This window comes from Cupriavidus sp. 94F1, assembly GCF_057798875.1.
The window spans coordinates 469,157-484,793 of record NZ_JBYOJT010000003.1; the positions used below are offsets into that span (position 1 = coordinate 469,157).

The 15,637-nt window shown below is 62.1% G+C and carries 15 protein-coding genes; 5 read left to right on the plus strand and 10 right to left on the minus strand.

Annotated elements, in window-relative coordinates:
• Window positions 1–126 precede the first annotated feature (126 nt).
• Both AC3FJ6_RS09915 and AC3FJ6_RS09920 read left to right on the plus strand, forming a co-directional pair.
• Window positions 127–1,908, plus strand: a complete 1,782-nt coding sequence (locus AC3FJ6_RS09915; protein WP_488771697.1) for a terminase ATPase subunit family protein — start codon at window positions 127–129, stop codon at window positions 1,906–1,908.
• Window positions 1,905–2,963, plus strand: a complete 1,059-nt coding sequence (locus AC3FJ6_RS09920; protein WP_488771699.1) for a phage portal protein — start codon at window positions 1,905–1,907, stop codon at window positions 2,961–2,963. The genes AC3FJ6_RS09915 and AC3FJ6_RS09920 overlap by 4 nt, the downstream gene beginning before the upstream one ends.
• Here the strand turns inward: AC3FJ6_RS09920 and AC3FJ6_RS09925 are convergent.
• The 3 genes from AC3FJ6_RS09925 to AC3FJ6_RS09935 form a co-directional block, all read right to left on the minus strand.
• On the minus strand, window positions 2,960–3,955 hold the full coding sequence (locus AC3FJ6_RS09925) for a GTP pyrophosphokinase (protein ID WP_488771700.1): 996 nt from the start codon (window positions 3,953–3,955) through the stop codon (window positions 2,960–2,962). The two genes, AC3FJ6_RS09920 and AC3FJ6_RS09925, sit on opposite strands and share 4 nt — an antisense overlap.
• Window positions 3,952–5,031 (minus strand): nucleoid-associated protein, encoded by a 1,080-nt coding sequence (locus AC3FJ6_RS09930; RefSeq protein WP_488771701.1) that lies wholly within the window; start codon window positions 5,029–5,031, stop codon window positions 3,952–3,954. The genes AC3FJ6_RS09925 and AC3FJ6_RS09930 overlap by 4 nt, the downstream gene beginning before the upstream one ends.
• 1,188 nt (window positions 5,032–6,219) lie before the next feature.
• Window positions 6,220–6,504 carry a hypothetical protein gene (locus AC3FJ6_RS09935; protein ID WP_488771702.1) on the minus strand — a complete coding sequence of 95 codons (285 nt, stop codon included), beginning with the start codon at window positions 6,502–6,504 and terminating at the stop codon, window positions 6,220–6,222.
• A 124-nt stretch (window positions 6,505–6,628) separates the two neighbouring features.
• On the opposite strand from AC3FJ6_RS09935, the gene AC3FJ6_RS09940 reads away from it, so the two are divergent.
• Entirely contained in the window at window positions 6,629–6,973 is a 345-nt protein-coding gene (locus AC3FJ6_RS09940; protein WP_488771703.1) for a hypothetical protein, read from the plus strand.
• 563 nt (window positions 6,974–7,536) lie between these two features.
• Here AC3FJ6_RS09940 and AC3FJ6_RS09945 read toward each other — a convergent pair.
• A complete protein-coding gene (locus AC3FJ6_RS09945) occupies window positions 7,537–7,827 on the minus strand; it encodes a hypothetical protein (protein ID WP_488771705.1) in 291 nt (96 codons plus the stop codon).
• Window positions 7,828–8,549: 722 nt separating this feature from the next.
• On the opposite strand from AC3FJ6_RS09945, the gene AC3FJ6_RS09950 reads away from it, so the two are divergent.
• Both AC3FJ6_RS09950 and AC3FJ6_RS09955 read left to right on the plus strand, forming a co-directional pair.
• Entirely contained in the window at window positions 8,550–8,876 is a 327-nt protein-coding gene (locus AC3FJ6_RS09950; RefSeq protein WP_488771707.1) for a helix-turn-helix domain-containing protein, read from the plus strand.
• 18 nt (window positions 8,877–8,894) lie between these two features.
• On the plus strand, window positions 8,895–9,317 hold the full coding sequence (locus AC3FJ6_RS09955; RefSeq protein WP_488771708.1) for a YkvA family protein: 423 nt from the start codon (window positions 8,895–8,897) through the stop codon (window positions 9,315–9,317).
• Here AC3FJ6_RS09955 and AC3FJ6_RS09960 read toward each other — a convergent pair whose 3' ends face one another.
• The 6 genes from AC3FJ6_RS09960 to AC3FJ6_RS09985 all read right to left on the minus strand — a co-directional run bounded on the left by AC3FJ6_RS09960 (window position 9,318) and on the right by AC3FJ6_RS09985 (window position 15,620).
• On the minus strand, window positions 9,318–10,799 hold the full coding sequence (locus tag AC3FJ6_RS09960) for a dihydrolipoyl dehydrogenase family protein (RefSeq protein WP_488771710.1): 1,482 nt from the start codon (window positions 10,797–10,799) through the stop codon (window positions 9,318–9,320).
• A gap of 71 nt (window positions 10,800–10,870) precedes the next feature.
• The gene (locus AC3FJ6_RS09965; RefSeq protein ID WP_488771712.1) at window positions 10,871–11,767 is read right to left on the minus strand and encodes a patatin-like phospholipase family protein; all 897 of its coding nucleotides are present in this window, start codon (window positions 11,765–11,767) and stop codon (window positions 10,871–10,873) included.
• A gap of 8 nt (window positions 11,768–11,775) precedes the next feature.
• Complete coding sequence (locus tag AC3FJ6_RS09970; protein WP_488771713.1) at window positions 11,776–12,189, minus strand: PaaI family thioesterase; 414 nt, start codon at window positions 12,187–12,189, stop codon at window positions 11,776–11,778.
• A gap of 96 nt (window positions 12,190–12,285) precedes the next feature.
• Window positions 12,286–13,800 carry a tripartite tricarboxylate transporter permease gene (locus AC3FJ6_RS09975; protein WP_400395150.1) on the minus strand — a complete coding sequence of 505 codons (1,515 nt, stop codon included), beginning with the start codon at window positions 13,798–13,800 and terminating at the stop codon, window positions 12,286–12,288.
• A 24-nt stretch (window positions 13,801–13,824) separates the two neighbouring features.
• Window positions 13,825–14,298, minus strand: a complete 474-nt coding sequence (locus tag AC3FJ6_RS09980) for a tripartite tricarboxylate transporter TctB family protein (protein WP_153946290.1) — start codon at window positions 14,296–14,298, stop codon at window positions 13,825–13,827.
• A gap of 353 nt (window positions 14,299–14,651) precedes the next feature.
• Window positions 14,652–15,620 (minus strand): Bug family tripartite tricarboxylate transporter substrate binding protein, encoded by a 969-nt coding sequence (locus AC3FJ6_RS09985; RefSeq protein WP_488771714.1) that lies wholly within the window; start codon window positions 15,618–15,620, stop codon window positions 14,652–14,654.
• Window positions 15,621–15,637: the final 17 nt, after the last annotated feature.

The window sequence follows — 15,637 nt, forward strand, 5'->3', positions numbered from 1 at the left end:
GTGTGGTGTGTTCGTGCTGCCATGTTCGGCGGGCCGCCGCGCGCGGGCAACGCAATCGTGTTGTGCGCACGGCGGTGACAACACGCGCGACGTGGCACGCGCGCGCGCGGACGGTAGCGTGGCGGCATGACTACGCTTCCACCCATCACATCGCTTTCGCTGGACCCCGAGATGGAGCCACGCCGCATTGCGCGCGCGCTCTACTGGCAGGGCTATCGCGTGGCGCGTATCGCCGAGATGCTCGGCAAGAAGCCGTCCACGATTCACAGCTGGAAGCAGCGTGAGCAGTGGGACCGCGCGGACGCTGTGACGCGTGTGGGCTCGAATCTCGAAACGCGCATGGCGCAACTGATCGGGAAAGAGAACAAGGAGGGGAGGGACTTCAAGGAGATTGACCTCCTTGGACGGCAGATCGAGCGCCTGGCACGCGTGCGCCGCTACGAGGACGGCGGCAACGAAGCGGATCTGAACCCGAAGGTGGCCAACCGCAACAAGGGGCCGCGCCGCGCACCGGAACGCAACGCGATCAGCGAAGAGGAACAGGAACAGCTTGTCGACGCGTTCAAGGATTCGATGTTCGACTACCAGCGTGCCTGGTACGAAGCGGGTCTCACCGAGCGTATCCGCAACATCCTCAAGAGCCGGCAGATCGGGGCCACGTGGTACTTCGCGCGGGAAGCCTTCATTGACGCGCTGACCACGGGGCGCAATCAGATTTTCCTGTCAGCCAGCAAGGCACAGGCCCACGTCTTCAAGCAGTACATCATCCAGTTTGCGAAGGACGCAGCGGGCGTGGAACTGAAGGGCGACCCGATGGTGTTGCCGAATGGGGCCACGCTCTATTTCCTCGGCACCAATGCACGCACGGCCCAGAGCTATCACGGCAACCTGTATCTAGACGAGTACTTCTGGATCCAGCGATTCCAGGAGCTGCGCAAGGTGGCCTCCGGGATGGCCATCCACTCGAAGTGGCGGCAGACGTATTTTTCGACGCCTTCGAGCCTTGCCCACGAGGCATACCCGTTCTGGTCTGGGGCGCTGTTTAATCGCGGCAGGAAGAAGGAAGACCACATCCGCGTGGACGTGAGCCACGCGAACCTGCAGCGCGGCCAGCGATGCGCGGACGGCCAGTGGAAACAGATCGTCACGGTCGAAGACGCCATTGCTGGCGGTTGCAATCTGTTCGACCTCGACCAGCTGCGGCTGGAGTACAGCGACGCTGACTTCGAGAATCTGCTGATGTGCGGCTTCATCGATGACACGGCGTCCGTCTTCCCGCTCTCGATGCTCATGCGCGGCATGGTCGATAGCTGGGAGGTGTGGGAAGACTTCCGGCATTGGTCGCCGCGTCCGTTCGGCAACCGTGAAGTGTGGGTGGGTTACGACCCGAACGGCGGCGGTGGTGACAGTGCTGCGCTCGTGGTCGTGGCGCCACCGCTTGTACCAGGCGGCAAGTTCCGCGTGCTGGAAAAGCACCAGTTCCGCGGCATCGACTACGAAGAGCAGGCCAACGCCATCAAGCGCGTGACCGAGCGCTACAACGTGGCGTACATCGGCATTGACCGCACCGGCATCGGCGATGCCGTCTACCAGCTCGTGACGAAGTTCCGACCCGATGCGGAGGGCTTCACCTACTCCGTAGACGTAAAGACCGGACTCGTGCTGAAGGCACACGACGTGATCAGCAAGGGGCGGCTGGAGTTTGACGCAGGCTGGACAGACTTCGCCGCGTCGTTCATGTCGATCCGCAAGACCACCACCGCAGCAGGCGGCCGTGTCACGTACCAGGCCGGCCGATCCGAAGAGACAAGCCACGCGGACCTCGCGTGGGCATGCATGCACGCCATCGCACACGAACCACTCGAAGGCGTCACCACCACCAATACCAGCATCATGGAGCTGTCATGACCCGTAAGAAACGAGGCCGCGCGCCGAATGTGAACGTGCACACGGCGCTGCCCAGCGCGCCGCCCGCGACCGCACCGGCCTCGGCGGCAATGGAGGCATTCAGCTTCGGCGATCCCGTTGCCGTACTCGACCGACGCGAGCTGCTCGACTACATCGAATGCCAGCGCGTCGGCGAATGGTTCGAGCCACCGATGCCGTGGGACGGGCTGGCGCGGACGTTTCGCGCGGCCGTGCATAACAGCTCGCCCATCTACGTGAAGCGCAACATCCTCGTGTCGACATTCATCCCCCACAAGCTGCTGTCGCGCACTGCGTTTGCGCGCTGGGTGCAGGACTTCCTTGTGTTCGGCAACGGCTATCTGGAGCGCCGCGACAATGCGCTAGGCAAACCGATGGCATTGGAGCCGGCACTGGCGAAGTACATGCGGCGCGGCACGGACCTTGAGCGGTATTTCTTCGTGCAGAACTGGCAGGACAAGCACGAGTTCAAACGGGGCAGCGTGTTCCACCTGATGGAGCCGGATATCAATCAGGAGGTGTATGGGCTGCCCGAGTACCTGTCGGCCCTGAACGCGACCTGGCTGAATGAATCGGCCACGTTGTTCCGCAGGCGCTACTACAAGAACGGCAGCCATGCCGGTTTCATCCTGTACATGACCGATGCCGCGCAGAAACAGGAGGACGTCGACAACCTGCGCGAGGCGCTGAAGAACAGCAAAGGGCCAGGAAATTTCCGCAACCTGTTCATGTATGCGCCCAACGGCAAGAAGGAAGGCATCCAGCTGATCCCGGTGTCGGAAGTCGCGGCCAAGGACGAGTTCTGGAACATCAAGAACGTCACGCGGGATGACCAGCTTGCTGCCCATCGCGTGCCGCCCCAGCTCATGGGCATCATTCCGAACAACACTGGGGGATTCGGGGACGCCGAGAAGGCGGCGATGGTTTTTGCCCGGAACGAAGTAAAACCTTTGCAGGACCGCCTAGCCGAGATAAACAGCTGGCTCGGTCAAGAGGTTGTCCGATTTGAACAGTACAGCCTCGGAGCGACCGATTAACGTCGCGCTGCAACGCCGCAATCGGCGAAAATCTTATCGAGTTCGTCGCGGTATGCAGGGACAGGCCAATTCCGATCAAGCTCGGTCGCAAAGTTCTGGACGAGCCAATACAAAAGCAGGCATACAGGGTGCGCAAACAGGCCATGCGGGGCATCGGCTGCGCGCCGTTGGATTTGCGCCTTGTAGAAGCGGACGCTCTCCACCTGTGCAGCAATTTGCTCTGCGCTTATTTCACTGCTCAAGTGGCGGAAGGTATCCCATACGACGCGGTCCAATTCGCTATCGACGATTGGTTGTATGGGAGCAATGACCGCGCCAAGACGCTGACGCAAGATGTCAATCGCAGCTTCGCGGTCGCGGCTCACTTGCTGAAGCGTTTGCAATAGCTGTCGAAAGACATCGTCGGTTGTTTCCGCTAAGGCCGATGCTCGAGACATAAGACGCTTCGCAGACAGCGGAATGTGCGCACTCGTCTTGTAGACGTTGTCGTGCATCATTTCCGCCCACGCATGTTGGAGCAAAGTGCGTATCTGGACTTCGCATGCGCATGTTGTCGGCACTGTAACCTGGCCCAGCACCAAATCTTCCGCAGGGCGCACAACGTAATGCGCGCTCGCGTAATCGAAACGCGAGGGGTCCTGGCGCGCTTCTTCTACTGGGTGGCGGTCTTCGCTGGCCACCCAGTTGGGGTTAGCTCGGAGAACGTTTACAACCTCATCGATATCAGTAGACACGAGGACAACGAAGCGAATGCCGACGATGTCGGTCATTTGCTCGTCCGGCCTCTCGTATCCTTTTCGGCCGACTTTTGCGACAGCGGACTCTTTTTCCTTGAGCCTGGCTGGAGGGACAATTTTCAGGAATCCACTGAATCGAGTCGGTTGGAGATGATTCTCAAGATCGCGAATAACCGACGTGCGAACATACTCGCCCCATGCCTTATAGGCCGGGGCGTTATGGTCGTACCACGTGGCGAACGCGTCAGGTGTCATTCGTTTTTAACGACAGCGCCCTGGATCCGAAGGATTGTTTCATCCTCACCCGACGGTTCGATCTTGACCAAACTCTTCATTTGATCGGCGGGCACAGTAATGATCACGTCGCTGGATAGGACCAAGCGCTGTCGCTTTTTCAACTTGCTCTTGATGTATTCGGTGTTTTTGGTGAAGGAGTGAGTCGGCAGCCCCTTCTTCTCCACAAAGGAACAATACTCGTCGACGACGCCCGCCGGTAGGTGCTTTTCAGCGAATTCCCTCACATTCACCGTCAGGTCGTTACTGCGCAGTTCGGAGCGAAGCGATTCGGTAAGGTCAATTTTATCGCTTCGCGGAATCGCTAGGGATTCAATGAAGTCCTTGGTCCGATCATAGAAATCGGCTGTCAGCCGCCGGTCCGACGATGCGATGTCCGTCTCGAGGAACCTTCCGTAAAAGTAGAAGGCTGCGTTGCGTGACTCAGTCGCAGTCATCAGATGGTCGAAGAGGTGGACAGCATATCGATCCACCGAATAGACACCGTCGGCAGGTCGGGGAAAGCGTTCCATCTGCTGTACGAAACCAATCTTGTACAGGCGCTGTGTCGGGGTCAAGAACAAATTCTTGATGTAGGAAACGGCCTCGTCCTTGCCCGGCTCCTTGTCTCCAAATCCGTCATGCAGTTCGGCCTTCACGACAGCACAGAACGGAAGCTCGTTCACGCCAGATGTACCAGACATGACGACCAACTTGCTTGCCGCAAGGTCATGTCCGGCTTGGGCGTTCGCCAATTTGAGAGCCACGGCCTGCGAATGATCTAGGAACTCGTCGTCGCTCGCGTGCATAAGGGCTGCCGCGCGCTGGAAAAAACTTCCAGGACCTTGGCCGGTCGGTAGGAAGTCTACTTTCAATCCATGAGACTTGCTTCCGAGGGAGGAGCTGATTCGGTCTCTAAACGCGTCAAGTGCATCGGCAGGCAGCCTTTCGAGGCCTGCCGGACGAGGAGGCTCGACCACGGTGCGGTCAGGCCCTCTGCGCGGAATGTGATGAAAGGTTAGGCGGTCAATTTGGAGAGCATTCAGGTTCAGAGCCATCTCAATCGTTCGATTTGGTGACCAACCGGGCATTGTTGCATACAAGAGCCAGACGGAAACCCAGACCGCCGAGGGGGCCCAGGTTCATTTTGTCCGCCATGGCCCTGAGTGACCCTCGGCGCGCGGTTGAGACCCCGCCTCACCCGGGCGCTTCATCGAGTGGTTTTTACGCACCGACGCAACCCGTCGCCGGCCGCGTCAACACTGGGGCCGTGGGCGATCTACGCCGTGCATGCACTTACGCAGATTTACGCAGCTCGCGCAGTGCCTGCACAGGGTGTTTCCCACAGGTGACCGCCTCTGCTGACCAGGCCTCTCACAGCGTCGGCGAAAGCTATGGAGGCGGGACGGGTCAGGAAAAAGGTAACCTCGGTAACTTGCCCCGAAAATCAACGCTAACTCATTGATTTATAAGGGCGTAGCAGGTTACCTACAAAAGGTAATCTGAGGTAACACAAAAGGTAACCTGTTCGTAAGTCGTTGATTTTATTAGGCATGACGAACCATAGGTGTTACCAAGACTAAAGGTAATGTGGTTACCCTAAAGTTACCCCAATGTTACCTTTTCACTGAAACCCTCCAATCCTTATCTGACAAGGCTTTCCGGTAGACTCTCGTTCACAGGTTACCAAAGTTACCTTTTTCCGGCCCCCCCACCGACTTGAGCCGAACCCCTGATTTATACTGTACATATATACAGTGGTCAGCAAAAACGCGCATGAGCAACCGGAAGCACACACACCACGCCCTCACAGGGACCGGCGATGGCTGATTACCTTGCTGGCCAGCGGGACGATTCGCGCTATCCCGCACCGCTGTAGGCCGCCGAGCTGCGCGCGCCCGTGGGCGCTGAGACGTGAGGCCAGGCGCCGGCGGAGCAGCTGACGGGAAGGCGGGCGACCTGCTCGTTCGATGGGATATAGCGCGGCTACTCACTCCCGAACGGTGCACTGAATCAGTGAAGAGGTCGTCCAGAACCTATACCCCGTAGGCCACTACGCCAAGCCGAGCTCCCGCGCATTGAGAAAAAAAAAGCGCCACGGCCCGATTCGGCCTTGGCGCAAAAGAAAGTAGATGAATTCCAAAGTGGTTGGCAGAGCAGGACTTGCCACCGGCACGCCGGCGCGTGAATCGCCTGAGCGGGTCAGAGTCGGTTCTGTTTCTGCACAGGGCAGCGCCATACTCTCGTCAGATGCCAACCACGGATTCGCCGTAGACCAGTCCGTCGATGATGTCCGTCCCGTGCTGCACTGCTGCGCGCTTGGCTGCGCCTAGATCGGGCCACTGTGCGTCCGGTACCTGGAACACGCGGCCGCTATCGCCTGCCGGTGCGACACCCTCCCGGCAGATCACGACGGATGCGCTGTAGCTACGGTCCGGACGTCTTTCATGCCATTCGCGCGGCGGGTCGTATTTGTAAACCAGTGGGTAAATGTCGAAGCCTTTGCTGTTTGCTGCCGGATAAGTGTCCATGCCGCGCTCCAAAAGAATCTACCCACTCTACGCCCATTGTCCGTGGCAGGGGGGACATATTTCTGAGGCGAGCAGGGCAAGTTAGGACGATGACTGACATCGCTGGACGGCGCCTCCGTCCAGCATGAAAGTGTTCTCGCGAATTCTTGCGACTCCGGCAAGCCGCCGCACCGGCCGACATTACGGGGGGTGTCTTTTGAACGATTTAGCGGACACGACCGTACGTAGCTATCGCGGGCTGGAAATGCGTGTGCAAGTCCATCGCGAAAACTCAAAGGTCACGAAACTCGGTGCGCGCTGGAGCTATGAGGTCTCCGTTGAAGAGGTGCAGCACGGCACTTGCGTCTGCGGCCCCCTCTTTTCCGGCACACCATACAATTCGCGGGACTGCGCCCAGCATGCCGGCGTACAACGTGGCCGCATTGCCATCGACTTACTGCTGGGCATGCTGCTGGCTTCGTGGCGCTGATTTGGATGACCGCTAGAAAAGATGCATGGATATATCAGGAAGCTGGCGCCTGATTCGCGACAGATCCGAATAGCTGCGTCTCAAGTACTGGAGCACCGCCAGTGCCAATACGAGGTCTCCCCCGTCGCTTCTTATCTCCCGAACAAGATGGACCTGCTGGCGGATCCGGATCCTACTGGTCGCCAACTGCGTGTCCAGGCGTGCCATCCGGGCGCTGATACGCGCACTGATATAGAGGTCTTGTATGTACTGCATCTCCGACTCTCGGCCAATCTACAGGCGGAGGATAGGCAATATGCGGAGTGTCCAAGCTGTTCGAAATGGGGTAAATACGGACATCCGGTACCGCAAACGCCATTAGGTTGTCTGTAGCAAATGTCCAAGGCATGAGCCGTGCTTGCGGCGGTGCGGTGGGTTACAAGCAGTTTTTTGCGCTTGCGACGAGCCCCAAAGCCATATTTCGCGCAGTATTCGAATCGGTGGCACGTTCTGGAAGTCTTTGTGTTTGATTTATAAAGTGTTCTGGAGCGTCACCAAAACTCCGAAGGCAGTCCTCGCTTAGCCTAACGCCTCTGTAGTTTGAGAAGCTCGACGACTGTGGGAAATGGCCACTCTTCGTCGTCGTAGCCCGGTGGCAGGCCGAGATGGCGATCGCCATCTCCGCACTTCGTTCTGTCGCCTGGTAGGACAACCTCTGTTACCAGCATCCCCGGTTGTTCCATCACCAGTAGTGTGCGACTGCAGATTGGGCAAAACGCCACGTCAAGAGGCTCATCGTCGCCCAGGTCCATTCGGTATTCGTCGATCTGGACTTTCACCCCACACACGCACGTAATCGGGTCGATGTAGTTCATTGGGTTCTCCCGCCATGGGAGCTGTCAGTTGACCTGAAGCGATATGCTCGCGTCCATGGATCATCTGCCGGCTGCGCCAAATACGCATCGCCCGATAAGGGGAGAGAAGCTTCAGACTTGTCTGGCACTGACTCGAGTGGTCAATGCAGAAGACGCTGTGCCGTGGATGTAATCGGCTGTGTCGGATTTGTGTCGGGTTGTGACGGCATTTACGCTGCTTTGCGCTTCCCCACTACCCGCAAAGCCTTACGTGGCGTGGGTTCCGAATCGGCGGCACGTTTTGAAAATCCTTGTGTCGGCGGTTCGATTCCGTCCCAGGCCACCAGATTCAAGAAAACGGACGCTCAGGCGTCCGTTTTTGTTTTTGTGGTGCCGACTTTCGACGGACACCCATCCCTCATCCCGCCTCCCCAGGCTCCCGTGCGCCACCGCACTGGCCAGCGTCTACGGCTTCGCCGCCCCCTCCCCCAACCATCGGCATCCACCACCTCGGCAGCCTGCCCGGCGATGTGAACTTTTGTGTCGAAACCTTATGGGTTGACCCGCATCATTGGTGCCTGATCAGGTCTCGATGTTCACTTTCCCCAGTCATTTTCCGAACTGATCGCTGCTGGTCGGGCTCAGTTCGGATACTTATAATTAGCTTATACTGACGGGGCCAAATGAATGCGATCCACTGGAGCACAAGGGCGGTCAAACAACTCAGGAAGTGAGAAAACGCGATGAACGCACCTATTAACATCCAGCTGATCAATGGGAGTGACGGGACCCCTGCATTCGTCGTCATTCCCTATACGGAGTACCTCGACACGTATCGCGATGCACGCGGGCTGGTGCCGCATGCAGTGGTCAAACGGGTGGTCGGGGGTGCTACGCCGGTACGCGCGTGGCGAGAGCACCTGGGCTTGACGCAGGCCGTCATGGCCGAGCGGCTGGGCATTTCCCAGTCCGCGTACGCGCAGCAGGAAGGCCGCGCGACGCTGCGCAAGGCGTCACGCGAGAAAGTTGCCGCGGCCCTCGGTATTCGGCAGGAACTGCTCGATATCTGAACCGTCCGGTCGATCACGATGCCTCCTGAGCAAAGCGCCTCGCTCCCCCTGACCCAACGCCTGCGCACCTGGGCGCGCGCCATCAAGCGCGATGGCGTTGCGCTCTGGTTCGCGTGCCGGCATCCCGATACGCCCTGGTATGTGAAGGCGCTGGGCGCGTTCGTCGTGGCCTATGCGTTGAGTCCGATCGACCTGGTGCCGGACTTCATCCCCGTGCTCGGCTATGTCGATGACGTGCTGCTCTTGCCTGCACTGATCTGGCTGGCGGTCAGGCTGATGCCGGCCGCCGTGCTGGCTTCGTCGCGGGAACAGGCGAGTGCGTGGATGGCCGCCAGCGGCGCGAAGCCGCGCAGTCGCTGGGGCATTGTCCTGGTGGTGAGCGTGTGGGCGGTGGTGGCCTATGGCATCTGGCGCTGGCTCGGGCCTACCACCCTTCGCTAATTAGCCAAACAACTCTTCGGCCACGGTGGGATGCAGCGGCATGGTGGTCTGCAGGTGCGAGGCCTTCGCGCCAAGCCGCAGCGCCAACGCCATCGTCTGGACGATTTCCGGTGCGGCGCCATCCATCAGGTGGACGCCCAGCACCCGGCCGCTACGCGCGTTGAATACGAGCTTGAAGACCGATTGCTGCGGCACGCCGCCGAAGCGGCTTTCCAGCGAGACGAAACGCTTGATCTCGGTGCGGATGCGGTCGGCCTTGCCGCCGGCTTCCTCCAATGCCTGGGCCTCGGTCAGCCCCACGGCGCCAATTGCCGGCTCGCAGAATACGGCCGTGGGCAGGAATTCGAAGTCCGTCATGTCACCGCGCCGGCCGAATAGCCGATCCGCCAGCCAACGGCCTTGCGCAATCGCCACCGGCGTCAGGTGCACGTTGTCGGCCATGCAATCGCCGATGGCGTGGATCGACCGCACGCTGGTGCGGAACTGCCGGTCCACCTCGATGCCGCCCTTGGCATCGCGCTTCACACCCAGGTCATCGAGACCCAGTCCATCCACATTCGGCTTTCGGCCAATCGCGGCCAGCACCGCCTGGGTGCGCACGGTCTGCGTGCGACCCCGATTGTCTTCCTGCGTGTAGCAGACGTCGAATGCACCGTTCGACTGCGACACCATTGTGACATCTGTGCGGAAATGTATGCGTATGCCCTTGGCGATCAGGGCTTCTGCCAGGGCAGCGGCAATATCGTGGTCGAACTTTGGCAGCAGCCGGTCCTCACGCACCAGCAGGTCCACCTTCACGCCGTAGCGAGACAGGATCGATGCCATCTCCACGGCGATATAGCCGCCGCCGATCACGACAATCGAAGCGGGCACGGTCTGCCACGTGAACAGGTCGTCCGACGAACTGACCAGTTCGCCACCCGGCACCGGCAGATCGATCGGGCTGGCGCCCGTTGCAATCAGCGTCTTGCGGGCGCGGATGACTTCATTGCCGACGACGACATCGCCGCGCGCGTTGAAACCTGCCTCGCCGTGCCAGATCTCCACGCCGGCCTCGTTGAGCCGCTGCTTGTACGACGCGTTGAGCCGTGCCACCTCGGCATTCACGCGCACGATGGCATCGCGCCAGTCTTCCTTGCCGCCCGTGTGCGACAGGCACGTGGACAGGATCGATGCCCATCCCGCGCCGTACGACAGCATTTTCTTGGGCACGCAACCGCGATTGACACAGGTGCCGCCGACGGCATCGCGCTCCACCAGGATCACGCGCGCGCCGTGCGATGCGGCGCGCCGCGCGGCAGCCACGCCGCCCGAGCCCGCACCGATCACCACGAAGTCGACTTCGCGTGTCTTGGGGCGGGCATCGCGCTTGCGCGGCACCCGTTCGACAACGGGTTCGGCGCTGGCCTCGCTGGCGCGCCGACGCGCCTTCACGGTCCTTGCCTGGGTTGCGGTTTCGGTTGATGCCTGACGCTTTGTCATTCAATCCTCCTTGCCTGCGCGGCACCATCGCCGCATGCCAAACAATTGACCGGCGCCACGTGGCGCTTTGGCTATGACGCCGGCAACAGATCCTGCTGGATGACGGGCCAGTCGCGCAGGAACGATTCCGCGTCGCGCCGGCCCAGGTCATACGCATGCGTCATGGCTTCGGGCCTGGTGTAGTCCCAGCTCGAAATCGGCACGCGTTGCGAAGGTTGCAGATACAGGCGGCGCTGGCCGCCCGTGTCGATGAGAAAGCGGCGCGGCCGCGGATACAGCCGCGTCACCAGCACCAGGACATTGCCCGGCGTGGCATCGAGCGCATCGACCGGCACGTTGTCCACCAGCCCGCCGTCCAGCACCGCATGGCCATTGCGGCGCAGCACCGGCGTAAAAGGCGGCGTGGAGGCCGATTGCAGTAGCAGATCGGCCAGATCCTCGGGTGAGCCGCAGTCCTGCGCCAGCACGAATTCGGGATGGAAGCCAAGCTTGCGGCCCAGGCGCGGATGCAGCGTCTTCAGCAGGTGCTTGTCGATGTTGTACGCCAGCAGCCCTGCGGCCACGGCCAGGCGCGGCCCGGTCCAGCGCGGGATATGGGCTACGCCAATGCGAATCTCGGGCGCCTGTTGCAGCCGGTGCAGGCGGTTATCGCCAAACAGCGAGAGCAGGGCGTTGCGATAGATGCCGTAGTGCGGAAACACGCGCTCGCGGCGCAGCAGGTTGCCCCAGTATGCGTTGCGCGAATTGTTGGCCAGCACCTCGCGGTAGTAGGCCATGGTCTGATGCGAATCGTGCGCATAGACCATGCATGCCGTGGCCGCGCCCGCCGAGATACCGGCGATGACGCGCGGCCGCAGGTGCAGTTCGGGCGCCACGGTATCCCACCATCCAGCCTGCCACCAGCAGCGGTTGCCGCCGCCGGCAAAGACGATCTGGTCAAAGGGTTGGGGGGTGGTGAGGTCGGACATCCTGGAATTCAAAGCAGCGCGTAGGTGGTGGTGGCCTGTACCGCGAGCCTGCCGTCCTGGCCGGTCAGTGCGATTTCGCCGAAGACCACGGTCTTGCCCAGGCGCAGCACGTTGGCACGCACCAGCACATCGCCGTCGATCACGGGACGCATGAAGTTAGTGGTCAGCGTGACGGTGGTCATTGGCCGGAATTCGCCCAGTGCGGCAGAGATGGCGACGATCATCGCGGTATCGGCGGCCGACATCAGCACCTGTCCGCAGACCACGCCGCCGGCATGGCGAAACGCTTCCTGGAAGGGCAGGCGCAGGGTCACGCCGGTGGCGTCCGCTGCCTCGGCGCACAGGCCCAGCTGGCGCACCCAGGGCGCCAGCACGCGTTCGAGCGTGGCATCGATATCCGCGATGGTGAAAGTGGCAGGCACGTCCCGGTCTCCTCGGCGCGCGGCATGTTGTTTGCGCCAATGATACAGGGGGCCGAAGCCCCCTGCCGATTCCTGCCAGGAACGCCCGCGCGGACGTCAGGCCGCGTTGTCCGCCTCGGCGCGCGCCGTCGAACGGTTGGCGTGCCAGCGCAGCACGCGCGGCACTACCACCACGGCCACCGTCATGGCCAGGATCGTGGCCGAGATCGGCTGCTTGACGAACAGGGTCCAGTCGCCCTGGCCGATCGACAGCGCATTGCGCAGCTGCTTCTCGGCCATCGGCCCCAGGATCAGGCCGACGATCACCGGCGCGGTCGGGAAGTCGAAGCGTCGCATGGCCATGCCCAGCAGGCCGATCACGAACAGCAGCAGCAGGTCGAACCACGACTGGCGGATGCCGTACGCACCCAGACCGGCAAAGATCAGGATGCCGCCGTACAGCAGCGGCGTCGGGACGCGCAGCATGCGCACCCACAGGCCGATCGCCGGCAGGTTCAGCACCAGCAGCATCACGTTGCCGATGTACAGCGACGCCAGCAGGCCCCAGACCAGGTCGCCCGAGGTCTGGAACAGCATCGGACCCGGCTGCAGGTTGTAGTTCTGGAACGCCGCCAGCAGGATGGCCGTGGTGTTCGAGGTCGGGATACCCAGCGTCAGCAGCGGGGCCAGCGTCGCCGTCACGGCGGCGTTGTTGGCCGCCTCGGGGCCGGCCACGCCTTCGATGGCACCCACCTTGCCGAATTCCGCCTTGTGGTTCGACAGCTTCTTCTCGGTGGCGTACGACAGGAACGTCGGGATCTCGGCACCGCCGGCCGGGATCAGGCCAAACGGGAAGCCGATGAACGTGCCGCGAAGCCACGCCGGGATCGACCGCTTCCAGTCCGACTTGCTCATGTGCACCGAACTGAGCTTGTTGAACGAGCCCTCCGGCTGCGGAAAGAACGCATTGAACAGCGCCTCGCCCACCGCGAACAGGCCCACGGCCACCACGACGATGTCCACGCCGTCGTACAGTTCCTGGACGTTCATCGAATAGCGCGTCTGGCCAGACAGCGAATCCATGCCGATCAGGCCGATGCCCAGGCCCAGAAACAGGCTGGTCATGCCGCGCAGCAGCGACGAACCCAGCACGGCCGACACCGTGGTGAAAGCCAGCAGCATGATCATGAAGTACTCGCCCGGGCCGAACTGCAGCGCCACGTCGGCCGCCACCGGCGCGAACATCGACAGCAGCACGGTGGCGATCGTACCGGCCACGAACGAGCCGATGGCGGCGGTGGCCAGCGCGGGGCCCGCGCGGCCATTCTTGGCCATCAGGTTGCCCTCCATCGCGGTGACCATCGTCGACGATTCACCCGGCGTGTTCATCAGGATCGACGTGGTCGATCCGCCGTACATCGCGCCATAGTAGATGCCGGCGAACATGATCAGCGCGGCCGTGGGCTCCACCTTGGCTGTCAGCGGCAACAGCATGGCCACGGTCAGGGCCGGACCAATGCCGGGCAGCACGCCAATGGCGGTGCCCAGGAAGCAGCCCACCAGGGCCCACATCAGGTTGATTGGCGTGATGGCGACGGCAAAGCCGTGCATCAGCTGGTTCAGGGTATCCATGTCAGTGTCTCCCGTAGGCGTGGATCAGAAGCCCGCGACGGGCAGCAGCGGCAGGTTGATGCCGAGCAGGAAATCAAACAGCGCCCACATCGGCAGCGTCAGCATCAGGCCGATCAGCGCGTCGCGCACGATGCGGCGGCTGCCATAGCCGCGCGCCACGCACACCATCATCAGCGTGGACGAAAACACGAAGCCCAGCGTGCCGATCAGCGCCATGTTGGCCACCAGGCCGGCGGCCACCCACAGGAAGCCCTTGAAGTTGTGCGGCGCCGCGGGCAGCTCGGCATCTTCCTCGGGCATGTTCCGGAAGCCGCCGCGCACGCCCTGCCACAGCAGCAGCGCGCCGCAGACGGCCAGGCCGATGGCCACCAGCGTGGGCACGAAGCGCGGCGACAGGCCGGCATAGCCCTCGTCGCCCGAAATGCCCGGTATGCCGGCGAAGAAGAACACGGACAACGCCAGGACGGCGACGCCGATGGATACATGGGATGGTTTCATGGTGGGGCTCTCGGATGGTCCTGCCGCCCGCGCGGTCACGGGGCCCGGTGACGTGATGGGTCTGTTTTTCGGTGTTGCGCAGCGGATGGCGGCACCGGGGCCCCGTGCCGTCCTCCGTGCGTGCCGATATCGGATCGGCGGCCGGGCGGGAACGACAGGGTGAAGCAAACTTCCGCGACGCGGGTAACGAAATCCTGTACTGCTGTCTCGTACTGCTGTCTCGTATTACTTTTTCGTACTTCTACTACTTCACTGGCGGCGCCGGCGGCGGTGGCCGGCCGGTCGCCGACATGCGGAACCGAGGCGGCCGTGCCAATACGGCGTGGCGTGCGCCCGGTCCCTTTGGGCAGGGCTTACTTCGCTACGCCCAGTTCACGCAGCGTGGCGCCCAGACGGGCGGATTCCGCTTCCACGAACTTGCCGAACTCGTCGCCGGTCAGCAGGAACGGCGTCCAGTCGTTCTTCTGCAGCGCGTCCTTCCAGACCTGGTTCTCGGTGCCCTTCACCACGGCATCGATCAGGGCCTTGCGCTGGTCGGCGGTGATGCCGGGCGCGCCGTACACGCCGCGCCAGTTGTAGATCTCGACGTTCACGCCCTGTTCCTTCAGGGTCGGGATGTCGGCGGTGCGGTCCTTCGACGTCACGGCCAGCGCGCGCATCTTGCCGGTCTTGATGAACGGCAGGAATTCCGACACGCCCGCGATACCCACGGTCACGTGGCCACCGAGGATCGACGCCGAGGCCTCGCCACCGCCCTGGAACGGCACGTAGTTGATCTTCTTCGGATCCACGCCGATGTCCTTGGCAATCAGGCCGGCCAGGATGTGGTCGATCGACCCCTTCGAACCGCCGCCCCAGCTGACGCTGCCCGGATTGGCCTTGAGCTGCGTGGTCAGGTCTTTCATCGACTTGATCGGCGAGCTGGCCGGCACCGTGATCACCATCGTGTCGGCGAACAGGCGTGCGATCGGCGTGGCGTTCTTGAGCGTCACCGGCGGGTGGTTGGTCTCGATGGCACCGACCATCACGGCGCCCGTCACGATCAGCGCGTTCGGGTTGCCCTTGTCGGTGTTCACGAACTGCGTCAGGCCGATGGTGCCGCCCGCGCCGCCCTTGTTGTCATACGACGCCGATTTGGCCGCGCCAGCCGCCACCATCGCCGCGCCCAGCGAGCGGCCGGTCTGGTCGAAGCCGCCGCCGGGGTTGGCGCCGATCATCACCTTGAGGTTGTCGACGGCATAAGCTGGTGCGGCCACCACGGCAGCAGCCAGCGCAGCCGAAGCGACGAAGACATGGGTAAAGCGGGCAAGCGTGCGAGGCATCGCGTGTCTCCTGTCTT

Bases quoted from the DNA above. Each gene is read 5' to 3' on its own strand.
- AC3FJ6_RS09915 (WP_488771697.1), top strand. From the start codon at position 127: ATGACTACGCTTCCACCCATCACATCGCTTTCGCTGGACCCCGAGATG.
- AC3FJ6_RS09920 (WP_488771699.1), top strand. From the start codon at position 1,905: ATGACCCGTAAGAAACGAGGCCGCGCGCCGAATGTGAACGTGCACACG.
- AC3FJ6_RS09925 (WP_488771700.1), bottom strand. From the start codon at position 3,955: ATGACACCTGACGCGTTCGCCACGTGGTACGACCATAACGCCCCGGCC.
- AC3FJ6_RS09930 (WP_488771701.1), bottom strand. From the start codon at position 5,031: ATGGCTCTGAACCTGAATGCTCTCCAAATTGACCGCCTAACCTTTCAT.
- AC3FJ6_RS09935 (WP_488771702.1), bottom strand. From the start codon at position 6,504: ATGGACACTTATCCGGCAGCAAACAGCAAAGGCTTCGACATTTACCCA.
- AC3FJ6_RS09940 (WP_488771703.1), top strand. From the start codon at position 6,629: ATGAAAGTGTTCTCGCGAATTCTTGCGACTCCGGCAAGCCGCCGCACC.
- AC3FJ6_RS09945 (WP_488771705.1), bottom strand. From the start codon at position 7,827: ATGAACTACATCGACCCGATTACGTGCGTGTGTGGGGTGAAAGTCCAG.
- AC3FJ6_RS09950 (WP_488771707.1), top strand. From the start codon at position 8,550: ATGAACGCACCTATTAACATCCAGCTGATCAATGGGAGTGACGGGACC.
- AC3FJ6_RS09955 (WP_488771708.1), top strand. From the start codon at position 8,895: ATGCCTCCTGAGCAAAGCGCCTCGCTCCCCCTGACCCAACGCCTGCGC.
- AC3FJ6_RS09960 (WP_488771710.1), bottom strand. From the start codon at position 10,799: ATGACAAAGCGTCAGGCATCAACCGAAACCGCAACCCAGGCAAGGACC.
- AC3FJ6_RS09965 (WP_488771712.1), bottom strand. From the start codon at position 11,767: ATGTCCGACCTCACCACCCCCCAACCCTTTGACCAGATCGTCTTTGCC.
- AC3FJ6_RS09975 (WP_400395150.1), bottom strand. From the start codon at position 13,800: ATGGATACCCTGAACCAGCTGATGCACGGCTTTGCCGTCGCCATCACG.
- AC3FJ6_RS09980 (WP_153946290.1), bottom strand. From the start codon at position 14,298: ATGAAACCATCCCATGTATCCATCGGCGTCGCCGTCCTGGCGTTGTCC.
- AC3FJ6_RS09985 (WP_488771714.1), bottom strand. From the start codon at position 15,620: ATGCCTCGCACGCTTGCCCGCTTTACCCATGTCTTCGTCGCTTCGGCT.